The organism is Vibrio sp. 16 (assembly GCF_963681195.1).
GTDB lineage: Bacteria > Pseudomonadota > Gammaproteobacteria > Enterobacterales > Vibrionaceae > Vibrio > Vibrio sinaloensis_D.
The window spans coordinates 600,730-616,204 of sequence record NZ_OY808998.1 but is presented as its reverse complement, the minus strand read 5'-3'; the positions used below and the strand labels follow the sequence as shown (position 1 = coordinate 616,204).

Genomic DNA, 15,475 nt, shown 5'->3' with positions numbered 1-15,475 from the left:
CTTATTGGAATTGTTTTTCAATCTCGGCAACCTGTCGTTTGCCTTGGCTGTTTAATGGTATCTCTTTTACCAAGCGAAACTTTCTTGGAATTGCAATGGGTTCGAGCCAATCACGCAGTGCTTTACGCAATGCCAGCCAAAACTTACCCTTGCCCAGTCGCTCGATTTCCATTTCGCCAGATGCGGTCAAGACGATGACGGCATACAAAGAGAGGCGATTTCCTTCCGTCATAGTAATGACAGCGCTTTCACTAATCCAGTTCAGCTGATCTAAACGTTTTTCAACTTCGACTAATGAAATTCGTTTTTCTTCGACTTTAACGACTCGATCGGTGCGACCAAGTAATTCGAACGTCATACTATCATGAAAGCGACATTCATCGGCGGTTTGATACCAGTTGTCCCCATCGATGTGCGGTGACTTAAGTCGTAGGCAGCGTTCACTGTTTAGCTCAGCTGTAACGCCGGGAAAAAGCTGCCATGGCGTCGAAGCGGACAACTGCTGACGGTGAGCGATGCCCCCTGTTTCTGTGCTGCCAAACACCTCAATTGGACGTTGGTTGAACAAAGCTAAGCAATGCTCAGCAGCGGTCGTTGGCAAGGGGCCACCTGATGAAAACACTGCTCGTATCTCGGCACTTTGATGCTCTTGAGTCAGGCGCTTTAACAGGGCGGGGCTGCTGATTAATGCGGTATTTGGATTGGCGTGATGAACAACTTGTTCCGGAAACTCTAAGTTGCGCGTCGCAAAAGGGCGCCCTGCGCACAGTGGCCATAGTACGCGAAACAGTAATCCATAGATGTGCTGATGAGAAACCGTGCTTTCGATGTTTGACGCCGCCAGCTTTTCACCCCACAAAGAGTCGAGTATCGCTACTTCGGTTTCCAGTTGATGCAGGGTCTTTGAGATCGCTTTTGGTTGTCCGCTAGAGCCAGAGGTAAACAGCACCAAGGCGATTTCTTCGCTAGCTAGGGTTGTTTTTTCTAGCTCGAAATCAGTGGGCGCAGGCTCGATTTGGCTTGTCTCAATCCCAGACTCAAGGGCAATGACATCATCGTGGAATAAGAGATCAAAATGCTCGCTGAGTTCGCGTACTGCTTCTGGCTGGTAGTTCCCAGGTAACACGAGAGATTTGTTCGCCAGACACGCGGCAAAAAAGCCAACGGCGAATAGATAGCTGTCTTCGAAGCACAGAGCGATGCGTTGAGCACGGTTGGCTTTCATTCTTGCGCTGTTGTGCGCAACATCACTGGTGAACGTCTGCCAAGAGATCGCGCTGTTAGCCGTGAAAGCCACTTTACTACGGCCGCTTCTATCGGCGGTAAAAAGATCGCTAATGGAGGTAAATGATCTGGCGTTTAAGCTCATTAACTATGGATTCCTACGAACAAACTGGCGAACGATCCACTCGACGACAAACAGGCTGCCTGCAAGTAGGTAGCTGATCAATCCGTTGTACAGCGTCCAAATCTCCAGTGGCTGAAAACAGGTGTAAAGTGCGATGAGTGCATTGAGTGCGAAAAAGACGCACCATATCTTTGTCACGCTGCGTGTATAGCGCACCCCACTTTCTGGTAAATCTGGCTCTTGGAGTCGAGCCAAGCGCTCAATCAGCGTTTGAGGCTGTCTTAAACTGCCAGCAAACAAAACAAGCATACACACGTTGACCACAACAGGGTAAAACGTTAGCCAGCCGTGCTGCCTGAACACAATACCCAAGCCGACCAAAATGATCCCAGTTACGGCGCTGATCTGTGCGATTTGCTTGAGTTCTTTGACTTTGCTTCGTTGAGCGGTCAGTACCCGCAAAAGTAAGGCGGAGATAAGTATTATCCCCACCAGAGAGAGCCCGAATTTATCGATGCCGAAGTAAACGGCGAATGGATAAGCGAGTAAGACAACTGCAGACAGAGCTGTCAGCAATTGGCGCATTATGCTTCCTTAAGAAGCTCTGCGACTGCGTTTACAACGTCATCAACGGTGCGTACGGTGCTAAATTCTGCAGGCTTAATTTTTTTGCCAGTTACATTTTGCAGGTGTACGACAAGATCAACAGCATCGATGCTATCTAAATCCAGATCTTGGTAAAGGTGCGCTTCTGGAACAATATCAGCAGAATCAATCTCAAATAATTCTTCAAGTGCTTCTTTAACTTGGTTAAATACTTGTTCTTTGTTTAAATCTGTCATGAGAAAGTACCTAAGAATTACTCGCTAACTTGCGAAGAGATGTATTTTGCTAAATTGCTTACGGAAGCAAAATGTTCACGCGTATTCGAGTCATCCGCGTCGATCACAATATTGTATTGCTTTTTGATAGCTAAACCCAGTTCTAGCGCATCAATCGAATCCAGACCTAAGCCATCACCAAACAGCGGCGCTTCAGTCTCTATATCTTCTACGGTGAGATCTTCAAGATTCAATGCATCAATAATAAGTTGTTTAATTTCGTTGTGTAATGTTTCCACTGGGACCTGCTTGTAACTATTGGTTTTCTGGGAAGAGAGCTTCACTTAAATGTTGCTGCAAACGTCGTGCAGCAATATTAGGGGACGTAGTTTGCTCTATAAATGGCTTAACCTCAACTTTATCCTTAACTTCGACAAGGAAAAAAGGTTTAGTTGGGGGAACTTGATACCACTTTTTCTCTTTTGTGAGAAAACTAGGAGTTACCGTAATATGTACTAGACGTAGGTCCGTTTCTGTTCTAACCGCAATTTGGGCAGAACCGCGTTGTAATTTGGATGCTTTACCTGGCGTGGTTCGTGTGCCTTCGGGAAATACCAGCAAAACGTTGCCTCGATCAAAACGCTCAGAACACATAGTGAGCAAATCATCAGGTGTTTCGTTAGGGATGTAGCCCGCCGCTTTGACAATGTGCTTCATAAAAGGATTGGACCAGATGGCCGATTTTACTAGGCAGTCGCAACGTTCGAGTTGAGAAGCGATTAGAACGTAGTCTATTAAACTGGGGTGATTGGCGACGATGAGGCAGTTACGGTCAGCCTTGAGTTTTTCAGCGCCCACGATTTTGTAGTCGATAGCGCCCGTAAATTTCATCAGACGACAAAAAAGGTCAAAACTGCGCTGAATAGCTCCTTGAACTCGGTACTCTCGCTCAATTTGGTTTTTACTTGTTAGGCGGATGTAGGGGTTGGCTAAAAAACTGAGCCCTAATCCACCTAAACCAAAGACCGAAAAACAAAAACCAGTAGCAACGACTCGCCAATATTGATTCAGTTTGTTCATTATCGCTGCCACACCCAAGATTGAGTCCGCGAGTGGGTCTGCCATGATGATTCATCAGAAACATAGTGCCGGATAAAGTCCAGAGCCTGCGGAAATTGTGGCTTAAAGTCTGAACCTGATTGACCTGCCACACGAATCTCATCGCCAGCAGAGAGGATTAGACCTAACGCGTAGCCTCGGTATTCAAACTCTTCATATTGATTGTAAACCTCAGGCAGGGGTTCATCGAAATCAACCAACATCACTTTGTGCTCTGGGTTGCTCTTTAAATACACCCAAGCTTCTAACAGGGCACTTTGAAAGGTATTGTCGCCAGCGGCAATGGAGGTAAGAGGAATCGGCTTTTTGGTTGCAATCGTCGCAAGACCGGCCGCTGTGTTGTGGACTGACTGCGAAAACGCCATGGGTGAGGCTTCTTCTCCTGCCACCACGTCTTGAATGAGTTGAGCGCTTCGAGTGAGTTCTCCATGACGGCTAGCAAACACAAGGTAGTCCACTTCGTGTTGCTCTAGCAGTTCGATACTGGTTTGCACTGCGAGTTTACTCAAGCTGCTCATGCGTCGTCGCATCATTGGCGGAATTGCGTTAACTGGCGCTTTACCATCTACGGGCCATGCGAGTGTTTTTGACCACTGCTGCCAATCGCTGGGCTGCGAAATGCCATCGGAATGGGCAAGCCATGCATCGATGTTAAATGAAAGAATTATGTTTGAATCGGGCATAAGATATTGAATTGTTGTTGTTGCAGCGAAATACTAGTACTGAACTACACATAAATTAAAGGAAACATTACTATGTCACCATTAAAATGGCTAAGCGCTTCGTTGTTGGCACTATTACTTGTTGGCTGCGGCCGTGTACAACCTGTATTGAACGTCGAGGATACTCCAGTTGGGTATAATCTTCAAAGTAAACAAGTTAAGTTGGCAATTATGCAAGCGGCATCCAATCGAGGTTGGGTCATCGAAGAAATCAGCCCAAGTGAGCTTAATGCCAAATTAACGGTACGTAGCCATTTCGCTGAAGCAAAAATTACATATAACGACAAGTTTTACTCCATTACTTATCTCAACTCAGTAAATTTAAAAGCGAGCGATGGCAAAATTCACCGCAACTACAACCGTTGGGTGAATAACTTAAACGTTGATATTAAACGTCAACTGTCTGTTATCGCTGCGGCGCAGTAATTTTTACTCTTACTATTAATTAGGAATTAGGTTTTTTCCGTGTTACATAAAAATAATGACCCGTTTAACGCTCTAGAAGCGAAAACAGAAGCTCAAAAACTCTCTTTTGCACCTATCGTATTTCATACGGCACGTACATTGCGTGATTTGGGTGTATTAGCTGTGTTAGATAAAGCTGGAAAAGAGGGCTTGAGTGCACCTGAAATTGCAGAGCAAACTGGGGTGTCTGAATATGGCGTCAAAGTCTTGTTAGACATGGCGATTAGCGCGCATATTGTGATGTGGGAAAAACCTAATTATTCACTTGCGAATCTAGGCTTCTTTTTGCTCCACGATGGCATGACCCAAGCGAACATGGATTTCACTGCGGATGTTTGTTACGCCGCGATGATGCACCTCACAGAATCGATCACGGAGGGAAAACCTGCCGGTTTGAAAGAGTTAGGTGATTGGGAAACCATCTACCAAGGGTTATCCACTTTGCCTGAGAAAGCAAAAGAGAGCTGGTTCAAATTTGACCATTTTTACTCGGATCGCTCTTTTCCGATTCTGCTAGAAGAAGTGTTCAAATCAGAGCCAAAAATGATCGTCGATATTGGTGGCAACACCGGCAAATGGGCGATGCAGTGTTGTGGTCATAATCCGGATGTTGAGATCACGATTGTTGATTTGCCACAGCAACTTGAAATGGCCATGCAAAACGCGAAGGAGAAAGGCTACGCGGATCGTGTCCACCCATACCCTGCCAACATGCTGGATAAGTCTCAATCGCTTCCGGAACATGCCGATGTCTGGTGGATGAGTCAGTTCCTTGATTGTTTTTCACCGATGGAGATTCTGAGCATTCTGAAACGCGTGAAGCAGCAATTACGCGCGGGTGATGCTGTCTACATTTTGGAGCTGTTCTGGGACGCACAAAAGTATGACGCCGCATCATACAGTTTGAATGCGACATCGCTTTATTTTACTTGTTTGGCGAACGGAAACAGCCGTTTCTATCGCAGCGACGATTTCTTAGAAATTATCGAAGCCGCGGGATTAGTGATTGAGGAGCGAACCGATAACATCGGCCTAGGTCACACCTTACTTAAACTTAAAGCGCAATAGTACGCAGAAAGAACAATCATCATTATGAAAACAGAATCTACTCAAGTTGTTGTCGTTGGTGCGGGCCCTTCTGGCTCGACGGTCTCTGCGCTATTGCAAGCACAGGGTGTGGATGTGATCGTGATAGAAAAGGCTGAGTTTCCGAGGTTTTCTATCGGAGAGAGCCTGTTGCCGGCGTGTATGGAAGTTGTAGAGCAAGCTGGGATGACGCAGGCCGTGGCGGAACACGGTTTTCAGTTTAAAGATGGGGCAGCGTTTCGTCGTAATGGCGTATACACCCAGTTCAACTTTACCGATAAGTTCACACCAGGCCCTGGGACAACTTATCAAGTACAACGTGGCCATTTTGATAAAGTCTTGGCCGACAGCGCAGCGCAGCAAGGGGTAGAAATTCGTTACCAGCATGAGTTGATCGATTTAGCTTTTGTCGGTGAGCGATCTTTGCTAACAGTGAAAGACGCACACGGTGAAATCTACCAAATTGATGCGGCTTATGTGTTAGATGCCAGTGGTTTTGGTCGTGTGTTGCCTAGAATGCTGGATCTGGAAGAGCCGTCTTGCTTGCCTCCGCGAAAAGCGATTTTCACGCATATTGTCGACAATATTGATGATCAATCGATCCACTACGATCGCGACAAGATTCTGATTTCGGTCCATCCGACTAACCATGATGTGTGGTACTGGTTGATCCCTTTTTCCAATGGCGTGTGCTCACTGGGCGTGGTGGGAGAGCCTGACTTCTTTGCTGATTACTCAGGCGACAAACTGGATGTGCTAAAGCAGATTGTGAATCAAGAGCCGGGCCTTGAGCAACTGCTCGCAAACGCAGAGTACCCGAACCCCGCTGGAGAGCTTGGCGGTTACTCTGCTAACGTAAAACACCTAGCCACAGCTCATTACGCACTGCTTGGCAATGCAGGCGAGTTTTTGGACCCTGTGTTTTCATCTGGAGTCACGATTGCCATGAAATCTGCTCAATTTGCGGCTCAATGCGTGGTTAAGCAGCTTGAAGGAGAGCCTGTGGATTGGCAGAAAGAGTACGCCGAGCCATTAATGGTCGGAGTGAACACTTTCCGTACCTATGTAGAAGGCTGGTACAAAGGTACTCTACAAGACGTCATCTTCCATCAAGATCCGAATCCTCGTATTAAAGCGATGATCAGCTCTATTTTGGCCGGTTACGCATGGGATACAACAAACCCATATGTTAAAAACAGTCAGCAACGATTGAACACTCTGGCTGAGGTGATTCGAGCAGAAAAAACTCACGCCTAGTTTGATGTTTCTCAAAGGGAAAAGTTGGCTAAATTGTCGCTCTCTGTTCATACTTTAAGAAAGTTGACGAGGAGTGTGAGCGATGAAAAACGAACTTGATCCGACCAAAGTGTTGCAGGCTTACGAAACGGTCATGGCAAAAGGAACGCCTACTGAGTACGGGAAAATGTATGAAGGGGTTGAAGCGTTTGCTGACTACGATGGATACAACGTCTATATGCGTGGGAATGGGGTAGAGCTCAAAGTCGGCTTCCACAACACCTATCACCTAGACTATGACCAAGAACATCTGCGTGACAGCTTTTTAAAGAAAGTGGCATCCTTAGCAAAATAATAAAACAGAGCCCCTGGCAAACGCGAGGGGCTCTATTTTTTGATTAATCTTCTTCAGCCATTACCGAATCTTCAGAGAAGTCATCGGTAGCCTCTGGCTTGTTGCGACCATTTAACGTATGGAAGCGTTTACGGCCACGGGCAAGCTGGACGTATTTTAGCCAAACTCTTTCAAGTTTTGTCTTCGCTTTACCTGGGTTTTCCAGTACTTTAACGAAGTGTTTCTCTTCCGAGTTGTCCGGAACAATTTCACCAGATTCTAGACCTAGCATGGTGTCGCCATAAAGCGTTAGAATTTCTTCTTCTGCAAGCGTAAAATCACCAGACTTCGCGAAGCCTCTTGGAAACTTAGTGTTGTCGTAAAAACGTTTTTTGCCGTGACGAAATTGTGTGTCAGACATTATAGTAGCCTCTATAACCTACATTGATGAAATACCCAGAGCGGTACAAAGCGAAAGTTAGGCGTAAATTTAACAAAAGAAAAACAAAACCTTTTTATCGTGACTATTGAACAGTTTTATGAAACTTAGGTAACAATTTGTTTAATGTGAACTACGTAATTTTTCAGTTTTTGCTATTGTGAAAGATTACACCTAGAGGAAATTAGATGGACGTAAAAGTCTTTAGAACGTTTTTGGAATTAGCCAACGTTCGCCACTTCGGCCGTGCCGCTGAGAACCTTTACATCACTCAAGCTGCGGTAAGTGCCCGAATCAAGCAGCTAGAAAGCTATTTTGATACGCAATTGTTTATTCGCGATCGAAACAACATCAAACTGACCTCTGCCGGAGAGCGTTTAATTGGCTACGCCGAGGTCATGGTAAGCACGCTGCAGCAAGCCAAGCTAGAACTCTCGCTTGAAAGTGGAAAAGCCCTGCAGTTGACTCTGGGCGGGACGCCAAACGTATGGGATGCTTACTTACAAAACTGTCTAAGCCTTGTCACTGATGAGTTTGAAGGTTATGGCTTTATGGCCGAGATTATGGGCCGTGAAGCGTTAAATCGCAGCTTGCAAGAGCGCACCCTCGACATGGCGTTTGCGTTTGACCAAATCAAAGCCGATGAACTCAACTGCAAAAAAGTGGCGGATGTGGTGTTGGTTCTTGTGTCTACAGAAGAGCAAGACCTAGAGCACGTGTTCGAAGATAAGTACGTTTACGTTGACTGGGGGACGAAATTTGCCTCAGAGCATGCTGAGCGTCACCCAAAAATTCCAGCCCCTTATTTGCGCACGTCTACTGCGCGTATTGCCTTGGACTTCATTTTGGAGAAAGGCGGCAGCGCTTACCTTCCTGCGTCGATGGTTGAGCCATTTTTGACCAACGAACAGCTTTATAAAGTGAAAGGCGTCGAAGATTGGTGTCGCCCGATTTATCTTAGCTATCGTAAGGCCAGTACTTCGATTGAAGCGATCGAACAAGTTGAAGAGTTAGTCAAACATATCGATCCTGTCACTGCCTACACATTGCAGCAAATGGCGGATTTTCCGGTGGAAGAATAAAAAGAGCCTCTCAAACGAGAGGCTCTTTTTTTTATAGGTTCATTAAACTTTCTATCGACTCTTCAATGCTTAAATGGTGGAACGAATGAACATTCTGACCATCGGTCGCATCAATCAGTATTCGGTTGATATTGGATGCGCCATGCTCATCAATAATGCCTAGTGTTTGTTCGACGTTATCACACGTCATTACCACATTGTCACCAAGGACAAGGGTGCAAGAGTGCAGGTTCATAGCCAACTTCCTTATTATTTATCGTCTGCATTTTTTAATTTAGAAGAGTTTCAACAGATCGCAAATTCATTGAGTTCCGAAAATGGCTAGTATTGTGCTGAGGGTGATTTAGACTGGAGGCATCATAACGATTCAGGACGAGAGTATGAGCGGTTTAGCTACCTTATCGACGTTAGAATGTCAGCGAGCTCGAATGGCTCGAGATGCGCGATTTGATGGTCGATTTTATGTTGCGGTAAAAAGTACTGGGATATTTTGCCGACCGATATGCCCTGCCAATCTCCCCAAGGAAGAAAACGTCGAGTATTTCATCGACAAAGCGCAAGCACTGCAAGCAGGTTATCGACCTTGTTTGCGATGTAAGCCAGATAGCGCTCCGAGCTCCTGGGCATGGAAAGGGGTCGAAACCACTCTCTATCGAGCGTTGCAGCTTATCGAGCAAGGGGAGTTGCAGAGTCACAGCTTGGCGCAACTTGCGACACGCTTGGGTATCAGTGATCGCTATTTGCGTCAGCTATTTCAAACCCATTTGGGGATGGCGCCAAAGCAGTATGCGCAGTACCAACAACTCATGTTTGCTAAACATTTGCTTCACTCAAGCTCAATGAGCGTCACGGATATTGCCTTTGCGAGTGGCTTTAATAGTGTGAGACGCTTTAACGATGCGTTTAAACAAATATTGAAGTTAACCCCGAGCCAAGTGCGGAAACGAAAACAGGAAAACATGGACACAAACTATATTGATCTTGCCTACCAAGGGCCATTAGATTGGCCAAGGATGCTTGATTTCTACCGCTTGCGAGCAATCGAAGGGTTAGAGAAGGTTGACGACAAAAGCTACGAACGCGCATTCTTGCTGGACGGCTGCGCAGGTTGGTTGCGCATTTCCCAACACAAAGTGGGGGTGATGCGAGTCGAGTTCACCCTTGAGGACACTAAGCTGGTGAAAAAACTGGTTAATCAGCTAAGGCGCATGTTTGATTTGGACAGTGATGTATTGAGTATTGAAAACCAGCTTCATCAACTCGATGCCAATTTCGTTCAACACTCTGGCATTCGTATTCCGGGGGTATGGAACTGCTGGGAAGCGGGGGTTCGAGCCATTCTTGGTCAACAAGTGTCGATAAAAGCGGCGATCGGGCAGCTTAATTTATTGGCTCAGACATTGCAGCCTGAAGGGGTGACTCACTTCCCTACTGCGCAAGACATTGCTGGTTCTGATTTGAGCTTTTTACGTATGCCACAAAGTCGAAAAGAGACCTTAGCGCGCTTTGCCCAAATCATGAGTCAAACACCGGATATCGCTCTGGAAGAGTGGCTAAAAATCAAAGGTATTGGCCCTTGGACGGTCAACTATGCTCGTCTACGCGGCGCATCCGAGCCAAACTGTTTTTTAGAGGGAGATTTGGTGGTCAAAAAGGCGCTGGTCCATTTCCCCTCGATCACTAAAGAGGCGGTCTCTCCTTGGGGTAGCTACGCCACTTTTCACTGCTGGAGTCACGCATGAGCACTTACTACACTATTTTTACCACGCCACTAGGAGAGATGACGCTGCAAGCGGACGCTGACGGTTTACTTGGCGCGTGGTTTGAAACTCAGACAACACAACCAAAAGAACTCGGACAATACACAGAATCTGATTCTATACTTAATAATGCAATCAAACAGTTACACGAATACTTTTGCGGTGAAAGAACCGAGTTCAATTTGCCTTTGTCTGCCCAAGGTACGCAATTCCAGCAACAGGTTTGGCATGCCTTAACCACCATCCCTTACGGAGAGACGTGGAGCTATCAAGAGTTGGCAAATGCGATAGGCAATCCGAAAGCGGTGAGAGCTGTCGGCTTAGCCAATGGTAAGAACCCGATCTCTGTGATTGTTCCGTGCCACCGAGTGATTGGTAAAAATGGTAAGTTGACCGGGTATGCCGGTGGCGTCGAGCGAAAGGCGCAACTGTTGAAACTAGAACAAAAGGAGTAGTCAATGGCAACCGAGCGTTTTGGAATCATCTTGTCCGTTGTTGGCATCAGTGCGTTGATGCTGCTTGTTGGCTGCTCGGAAGAAAAAGCGGTACGCATGCTCAATAAGCAGACCTATGAGTTTACGGGCACTTTTGAAAACCAATACAACCAAGATTTGCTGAAGTTTTCGGACGCTCAAGTCACGTTTGTTCGTGAAGGTGAACTCAACATGACCAAGCCCTTTGAAGTGAAAGGAAACGATCTGACCATCACGATGCGAAATAGCTCGAAAGAGAAACGAGAAGACATCGTGATGAGGATTCACGGCCAGAACGAGTTGCTTACATGTAGCACATGTGCCAAGTATCAACTGGCTAGTGTCTGGCAAAAGCGCGATTTCACGCCTTTGCCAGTGGAATCTAATTAAGTAAACAGGTGGGTGTTGAGCATCATATGGACGAGGATACTTGCTGTGTATCCAAGAGCGATGACGGGCATCCATTTTAGGTGACCAAAGAAGGTGTATTTGCCATGAGCCGCGCCCATCAACGCTACGCCTGCAGCAGAACCAATCGACAGCAAACTGCCTCCTACTCCGGCAGTGAGTGTGACTAACAGCCAGTTCCCCATCGACATTGTCGGCTCCATGGTAAGCACAGCAAACATGACTGGAATGTTATCTACAATCGCGGACAAGATGCCCACCATCACATTCGCCCACACAGGATCCCATTGGGTGTACATGACTTCTGAAATCAAGCCTAAATAACCCAACAGGCTCAAGCCTCCTACACACATAACCACGCCGTAGAAAAACAGTAATGTATCCCACTCGGCATGGGAGACTCGTCTAAATACATCAAACGGGACAACAGACCCAAGGCGTTTTAACGCATGATCATCTCGGTTAGCAATGGCCATGGCCGCTTTTTTATGCAGCGATGCTTTGAGTGTTCTGCGCAGGAAAAAACCAAAGAACTGCAAATAAGCAAGCCCCATCATCATGCCAATGACAGGCGGGAAGTGCAGCACCGCATGGAAGGCGACGGCCGTCGAAATCGTGAGGATAAACAAGGCGACAATTCTGCGCGCTCCGCGTTTAAGTTCAACATGCTGGTGGACCACATTCGGCTTAGTGTCCGGAACAAAGAACGACATGATCAAAGCAGGGATCAGGTAATTGACCACTGAGGGCAAAAACAGCGGCATAAACTCCGCAAAGGAGACATGACCCGCTTGCCACACCATCAGTGTTGTAATATCCCCAAACGGGCTAAACGCGCCTCCGGCATTGGCGGCGATAACAATGTTGATACAGGCAAGATTGATAAATCGAGTGTTGTCTCCAGCAACTTTCATCACTACAGCGCACATCAGCAATGCAGTCGTCAGGTTATCGGCAATCGGCGAGATAAAGAATGAGAGAATACCCGTCAACCAAAACAGCGCCCGAAAGTTAAACCCTTTGCCGACCATCCAAGCCTGAAGTGCATCAAACAGTCGCCGCTCTTCCATCGCGCTTATGTATGTCATGGCAACCAGCAAAAACAGCAGTAATTCCGCGTATTCGAGCAAGTTGTGTTCTAAGGCGGCTTTAGCAACCTCTATTTGATCGTACTGAGAATAGACGTAGCCAATCATTGCCCAGATGATGCCTGCTGCAAGAAGTACGGGCTTTGATTTTCGCAATTGCAAATACTCTTCGAGCATGACCAAGGTGTACGCAATAGCAAAAATGAGCAACGCGGCATAGCCGATGGTAGATTGGGTTAGGGGCAAAATCTCACCTGAAGCGTTGGCAGCAAAGGCGGTGAGGGGGGATAGCGTTAAAGCAATAAAGACTGACCACTGCAGTTTCATACTTCCACTCCTTTGAAAGATGATTGTTGTTATACCCAAGTAACCTCACGTCTGCGCGCATTTAGAAGTCACTTGGGTATAAGCAATGGCCTCATAGTCTAATGGGCTTTTACCTATTGGTTTGTGAGATAGGTTTGATCTGTTTGAATTTGCATCATTTTTTAACGATTGGTGAAGAATTTATGAACTCGAGTGATATGCAATGTTGATTTATGTGGTTGGAAAAATCTGCTATTTACGCTAATTATCACAAAATATAATAGCAATTTAAAAGATATTAATAGTTCGTTTCACTATTTGATAAGGATCATCCTAACGCCATACGATTTAATTCAAGATCCTATGCGTTCTGTTCCACATAAACTAATGCATAGGTGATTTATGTCTGATTCAAATCAAAAGGAGCGCAAAGTCACGTGGGGTTGCTACGTTGCTTTGGCGTTCGCCGTTGTCTTTTTTTCCGGGCTGATGAAGTCCAATGACTGGTATGGTGTGCTTGACTTTACCACGCTGAATGGCTCTTTCGGTAAGGTCGCTTACGACGTTACAGAAACCGCTGAAGGCTTAGAAGCAGCAACCACATCCTTGCGCGGTAAAGGTGGCAGTGGCGCGCGCGATGGTTTTATTTTCGCATTGACTCTGATCCCAACCGTTATGTTCGCATTGGGTGTGATCAATGTGCTTGAGCACTACGGTGCGCTGGATGCCGCGCGCAAACTTCTGACGCCTCTTCTTCGCCCGCTGATGGGTATTCCAGGTAGCTCCGGCCTTGCGTTGATTGCTTCTTTGCAAAGTACCGATGCAGGCGCTGCCATGACCCGTCAACTTAAAGACGAAGGTAGGCTGACTAAACGCGAAACCGACGTATTCACCATGTTCCAGTTCACCGCTGGGGCGACCATTGTCAACTTTTTCTCGTCGGGTGCGGTGCTGTTTACTCTAACGCTGGCTGATGGCTCTTTGGCTGTGACTTCTTCGATTGGTTTGGCGGTTGCCATCATGTTTGTCTTCAAATTTGTCGGGGCGAACTTATTCCGTATTTACCTCAACATCACGGAAGGCAAAGAAGACAAGCAAGATAAGCGTGATGCGCAAAACCTAAAAGAGGAGACAGCATAATGAGCGAAGTAAAAGCAAGAAAGCCAATGGTGACGGACATTTTCGTTGAAGGCGCAAAGAAGGGTTGGGTAATTGCAACGACCTCTACCGTACCGAATGTCTTGATGGCGTTTGTGATCATCAAAGCGTTACAGATTACGGGCGCGCTCGACATGATGGGCACAGTATTTGCGCCGATTATGGCTGTTTTTGGCCTGCCGGGTGAGGCTGCTGCTGTTTTGATTGGTGCATGGATGTCGATGGGCGGAGCGGTAGGCGTTGTGATCACGCTGTTTGACCAAGGTATCTTAAATGGCGCGCATATCGCTATCTTAGCACCTGCTATCTACCTCATGGGCTCTCAAGTTCAGTACATGGGACGCATCATGGGACCAATCGGTACTGAAGGCCGTTACATTCCTGTGATGATCGCGATTTCAGTATTGAACGCTTTTGGCGCCATGCTAGTCATGAACTTGTTTGTATAGGGCTGAATGATGACGTTTTCACTGAATGACTACCTCGAAGAGCTCCGCCCGCTGATTGATGTCGACTGTGGCACCTACACGGTTGAGGGGATTGAATGTATCGCCACTCAATTTGAGCGTAAGTTTCAACAACTGCAAGGTTGGTACGTCAAGCGTGTCGATTGTGGTAAAGCTGGTGTTGGTTTAGAAATTCGCAACAAGCCAGAGGCATCCGATATTGATGTTATGCTGATTGGCCATATGGATACGGTCTTTCCTGTCGGGACTGCAGAATTGCGCCCAATGACAACCGATTCCGATAAAGCCTACGGTCCCGGCGTATCTGACATGAAGTCTGGTTTGCTCAATATCGTTTATGCAATGCGCAATTTGGATCGCAGTGTTTTAGATTCGCTCTCAATCTGTATCTGTATGAACCCAGACGAAGAGACAGGCTCTCTTGACTCTGTCGATTGGATTCAGGCCACCGCCAAACAGGCAAAACACGTTCTGGTGGCAGAGGCTGCGCGTGCTGATGGTGGCTTGGTCAAGGCTCGCAAAGGGATGGCTCGTTACAAAATCACCTTTGATGGTGTTGCCGCACATGCAGGTAATGAACCGGAGAAGGGCCACAGTGCAATTACCGAAATGGCCAATTGGATCCTAGCCATCAACGCGATGACCAACTTTGACTCTGGCACAACGCTGAACGTGGGGATTGTGTCAGGTGGCGCGGGAGCCAATATTGTCCCTGAACACGCAGAGGCTATTGTTGATGTCCGTTTCTGGAACAACGGCGAATACGATGATGTCGACACCGAGTTAACGGCTCTATCTCAACAAGCGTTTGATGCTGGTGTACGCATTACGTTAGAGCGCGAAGCGTACAAACCTTCTATGGTGCCAAGCGAGCAAACCGAAGCGTTAATGGCGCTAGTCGAACAGGCAGCCGATGAGCTTGACATCGACATCAACTGGAAAGAAGTCGGTGGTGGCTCAGACGCGAACAACACCGCGATCCTAGGCGTTCCAACATTGGATGGCTTAGGGCCAATCGGTGCGGGTTTCCACAGTGACCAAGAGTACTTGTTGCTTGAGTCGATTGAACCGCGCATTCGATTGTTGATGCGAGTTATCGAGAAAATTGCTCAATAACCAATGCCTTCATTTTAAAACTAAGCCCCAAACTTTTGGGGCTTTTT

At 46.8% G+C, this 15,475-nt stretch carries 20 protein-coding genes; 11 read left to right on the top strand and 9 right to left on the bottom strand.

Annotated elements, in window-relative coordinates:
- Position 1: 1 nt before the first annotated feature.
- From U9J37_RS17050 to U9J37_RS17025, 6 genes are read right to left on the bottom strand one after another with little or no spacing between them, the layout of a single operon-like run.
- The gene (locus tag U9J37_RS17050) at positions 2–1,369 is read right to left on the bottom strand and encodes an AMP-binding protein (RefSeq protein ID WP_043887166.1); all 1,368 of its coding nucleotides are present in this window, start codon (positions 1,367–1,369) and stop codon (positions 2–4) included.
- Between the two features lie 3 nt (positions 1,370–1,372).
- On the bottom strand, positions 1,373–1,933 hold the full coding sequence (locus U9J37_RS17045; protein ID WP_005473877.1) for a COG4648 family protein: 561 nt from the start codon (positions 1,931–1,933) through the stop codon (positions 1,373–1,375).
- Positions 1,933–2,190, bottom strand: a complete 258-nt coding sequence (locus tag U9J37_RS17040; RefSeq protein WP_005473975.1) for an acyl carrier protein — start codon at positions 2,188–2,190, stop codon at positions 1,933–1,935. The genes U9J37_RS17045 and U9J37_RS17040 overlap by 1 nt, the downstream gene beginning before the upstream one ends.
- A 17-nt stretch (positions 2,191–2,207) precedes the next feature.
- Positions 2,208–2,468: a phosphopantetheine-binding protein gene (locus tag U9J37_RS17035; protein WP_005473995.1), complete on the bottom strand. Its 261-nt coding sequence runs from the start codon at positions 2,466–2,468 to the stop codon at positions 2,208–2,210.
- A 16-nt stretch (positions 2,469–2,484) separates the two neighbouring features.
- A complete protein-coding gene (locus U9J37_RS17030) occupies positions 2,485–3,249 on the bottom strand; it encodes a lysophospholipid acyltransferase family protein (protein ID WP_005473943.1) in 765 nt (254 codons plus the stop codon).
- Entirely contained in the window at positions 3,249–3,971 is a 723-nt protein-coding gene (locus U9J37_RS17025; RefSeq protein ID WP_005473947.1) for a beta-ketoacyl synthase chain length factor, read from the bottom strand. The genes U9J37_RS17030 and U9J37_RS17025 overlap by 1 nt, the downstream gene beginning before the upstream one ends.
- Positions 3,972–4,043: 72 nt before the next feature.
- Here U9J37_RS17025 and U9J37_RS17020 point away from each other — a divergent pair, with 72 nt between their 5' ends.
- The 4 genes from U9J37_RS17020 to U9J37_RS17005 all read left to right on the top strand — a co-directional run bounded on the left by U9J37_RS17020 (position 4,044) and on the right by U9J37_RS17005 (position 7,152).
- Positions 4,044–4,436 (top strand): hypothetical protein, encoded by a 393-nt coding sequence (locus tag U9J37_RS17020; RefSeq protein ID WP_005473881.1) that lies wholly within the window; start codon positions 4,044–4,046, stop codon positions 4,434–4,436.
- A 39-nt stretch (positions 4,437–4,475) separates the two neighbouring features.
- Entirely contained in the window at positions 4,476–5,543 is a 1,068-nt protein-coding gene (locus U9J37_RS17015; protein ID WP_005473993.1) for a methyltransferase, read from the top strand.
- 24 nt (positions 5,544–5,567) lie between these two features.
- Entirely contained in the window at positions 5,568–6,818 is a 1,251-nt protein-coding gene (locus tag U9J37_RS17010; protein WP_005473936.1) for an NAD(P)/FAD-dependent oxidoreductase, read from the top strand.
- 82 nt (positions 6,819–6,900) lie between these two features.
- Positions 6,901–7,152 (top strand): DUF3081 domain-containing protein, encoded by a 252-nt coding sequence (locus U9J37_RS17005; protein ID WP_005473996.1) that lies wholly within the window; start codon positions 6,901–6,903, stop codon positions 7,150–7,152.
- Positions 7,153–7,195: 43 nt separating this feature from the next.
- On the opposite strand, the gene U9J37_RS17000 is transcribed toward U9J37_RS17005, so the two are convergent.
- On the bottom strand, positions 7,196–7,552 hold the full coding sequence (locus tag U9J37_RS17000; RefSeq protein ID WP_038135878.1) for a MaoP family protein: 357 nt from the start codon (positions 7,550–7,552) through the stop codon (positions 7,196–7,198).
- Between the two features lie 206 nt (positions 7,553–7,758).
- On the opposite strand from U9J37_RS17000, the gene U9J37_RS16995 reads away from it, so the two are divergent.
- Positions 7,759–8,652 carry a LysR family transcriptional regulator gene (locus tag U9J37_RS16995; protein ID WP_038212383.1) on the top strand — a complete coding sequence of 298 codons (894 nt, stop codon included), beginning with the start codon at positions 7,759–7,761 and terminating at the stop codon, positions 8,650–8,652.
- Positions 8,653–8,683: 31 nt separating this feature from the next.
- On the opposite strand, the gene U9J37_RS16990 is transcribed toward U9J37_RS16995, so the two are convergent.
- Positions 8,684–8,887 (bottom strand): hypothetical protein, encoded by a 204-nt coding sequence (locus U9J37_RS16990; RefSeq protein ID WP_005469862.1) that lies wholly within the window; start codon positions 8,885–8,887, stop codon positions 8,684–8,686.
- A 145-nt stretch (positions 8,888–9,032) separates the two neighbouring features.
- On the opposite strand from U9J37_RS16990, the gene U9J37_RS16985 reads away from it, so the two are divergent.
- From U9J37_RS16985 to U9J37_RS16975, 3 genes are read left to right on the top strand one after another with little or no spacing between them, the layout of a single operon-like run.
- Positions 9,033–10,394 carry a DNA-3-methyladenine glycosylase 2 family protein gene (locus U9J37_RS16985; RefSeq protein ID WP_005469679.1) on the top strand — a complete coding sequence of 454 codons (1,362 nt, stop codon included), beginning with the start codon at positions 9,033–9,035 and terminating at the stop codon, positions 10,392–10,394.
- Positions 10,391–10,867, top strand: a complete 477-nt coding sequence (locus tag U9J37_RS16980) for a methylated-DNA--[protein]-cysteine S-methyltransferase (RefSeq protein ID WP_005469530.1) — start codon at positions 10,391–10,393, stop codon at positions 10,865–10,867. Before U9J37_RS16985 ends, U9J37_RS16980 begins: the two co-directional genes overlap by 4 nt.
- A 3-nt stretch (positions 10,868–10,870) precedes the next feature.
- Positions 10,871–11,275, top strand: a complete 405-nt coding sequence (locus tag U9J37_RS16975) for a hypothetical protein (RefSeq protein ID WP_038212389.1) — start codon at positions 10,871–10,873, stop codon at positions 11,273–11,275.
- On the opposite strand, the gene nhaD is transcribed toward U9J37_RS16975, so the two are convergent.
- Entirely contained in the window at positions 11,272–12,708 is a 1,437-nt protein-coding gene (nhaD, locus tag U9J37_RS16970) for a sodium:proton antiporter NhaD (protein WP_005469864.1), read from the bottom strand. The two genes, U9J37_RS16975 and nhaD, sit on opposite strands and share 4 nt — an antisense overlap.
- Positions 12,709–13,089: 381 nt before the next feature.
- Between nhaD and U9J37_RS16965 the strand changes: the two genes are divergently transcribed.
- Genes U9J37_RS16965 through U9J37_RS16955 form a run of 3 tightly spaced genes read left to right on the top strand, consistent with a single transcriptional unit; the run spans position 13,090 to position 15,428 of the window.
- Positions 13,090–13,827 (top strand): nucleoside recognition domain-containing protein, encoded by a 738-nt coding sequence (locus U9J37_RS16965; protein ID WP_043886523.1) that lies wholly within the window; start codon positions 13,090–13,092, stop codon positions 13,825–13,827.
- Positions 13,827–14,294, top strand: a complete 468-nt coding sequence (locus tag U9J37_RS16960) for a YjiG family protein (RefSeq protein WP_005469822.1) — start codon at positions 13,827–13,829, stop codon at positions 14,292–14,294. The genes U9J37_RS16965 and U9J37_RS16960 overlap by 1 nt, the downstream gene beginning before the upstream one ends.
- Before the next feature lie 9 nt (positions 14,295–14,303).
- Complete coding sequence (locus U9J37_RS16955) at positions 14,304–15,428, top strand: M20 family metallopeptidase (RefSeq protein WP_043886522.1); 1,125 nt, start codon at positions 14,304–14,306, stop codon at positions 15,426–15,428.
- Positions 15,429–15,475 lie beyond the last annotated feature (47 nt).

Excerpts from the sequence above, each read along its gene's own strand:
- U9J37_RS17050 (WP_043887166.1), bottom strand. The coding sequence starts at position 1,369 with ATGAGCTTAAACGCCAGATCATTTACCTCCATTAGCGATCTTTTTACC.
- U9J37_RS17045 (WP_005473877.1), bottom strand. The coding sequence starts at position 1,933 with ATGCGCCAATTGCTGACAGCTCTGTCTGCAGTTGTCTTACTCGCTTAT.
- U9J37_RS17040 (WP_005473975.1), bottom strand. The coding sequence starts at position 2,190 with ATGACAGATTTAAACAAAGAACAAGTATTTAACCAAGTTAAAGAAGCA.
- U9J37_RS17030 (WP_005473943.1), bottom strand. The coding sequence starts at position 3,249 with ATGAACAAACTGAATCAATATTGGCGAGTCGTTGCTACTGGTTTTTGT.
- U9J37_RS17025 (WP_005473947.1), bottom strand. The coding sequence starts at position 3,971 with ATGCCCGATTCAAACATAATTCTTTCATTTAACATCGATGCATGGCTT.
- U9J37_RS17020 (WP_005473881.1), top strand. The coding sequence starts at position 4,044 with ATGTCACCATTAAAATGGCTAAGCGCTTCGTTGTTGGCACTATTACTT.
- U9J37_RS17010 (WP_005473936.1), top strand. The coding sequence starts at position 5,568 with ATGAAAACAGAATCTACTCAAGTTGTTGTCGTTGGTGCGGGCCCTTCT.
- U9J37_RS17005 (WP_005473996.1), top strand. The coding sequence starts at position 6,901 with ATGAAAAACGAACTTGATCCGACCAAAGTGTTGCAGGCTTACGAAACG.
- U9J37_RS17000 (WP_038135878.1), bottom strand. The coding sequence starts at position 7,552 with ATGTCTGACACACAATTTCGTCACGGCAAAAAACGTTTTTACGACAAC.
- U9J37_RS16995 (WP_038212383.1), top strand. The coding sequence starts at position 7,759 with ATGGACGTAAAAGTCTTTAGAACGTTTTTGGAATTAGCCAACGTTCGC.
- U9J37_RS16990 (WP_005469862.1), bottom strand. The coding sequence starts at position 8,887 with ATGAACCTGCACTCTTGCACCCTTGTCCTTGGTGACAATGTGGTAATG.
- U9J37_RS16985 (WP_005469679.1), top strand. The coding sequence starts at position 9,033 with ATGAGCGGTTTAGCTACCTTATCGACGTTAGAATGTCAGCGAGCTCGA.
- U9J37_RS16980 (WP_005469530.1), top strand. The coding sequence starts at position 10,391 with ATGAGCACTTACTACACTATTTTTACCACGCCACTAGGAGAGATGACG.
- U9J37_RS16975 (WP_038212389.1), top strand. The coding sequence starts at position 10,871 with ATGGCAACCGAGCGTTTTGGAATCATCTTGTCCGTTGTTGGCATCAGT.
- nhaD (WP_005469864.1), bottom strand. The coding sequence starts at position 12,708 with ATGAAACTGCAGTGGTCAGTCTTTATTGCTTTAACGCTATCCCCCCTC.
- U9J37_RS16965 (WP_043886523.1), top strand. The coding sequence starts at position 13,090 with ATGTCTGATTCAAATCAAAAGGAGCGCAAAGTCACGTGGGGTTGCTAC.
- U9J37_RS16960 (WP_005469822.1), top strand. The coding sequence starts at position 13,827 with ATGAGCGAAGTAAAAGCAAGAAAGCCAATGGTGACGGACATTTTCGTT.
- U9J37_RS16955 (WP_043886522.1), top strand. The coding sequence starts at position 14,304 with ATGACGTTTTCACTGAATGACTACCTCGAAGAGCTCCGCCCGCTGATT.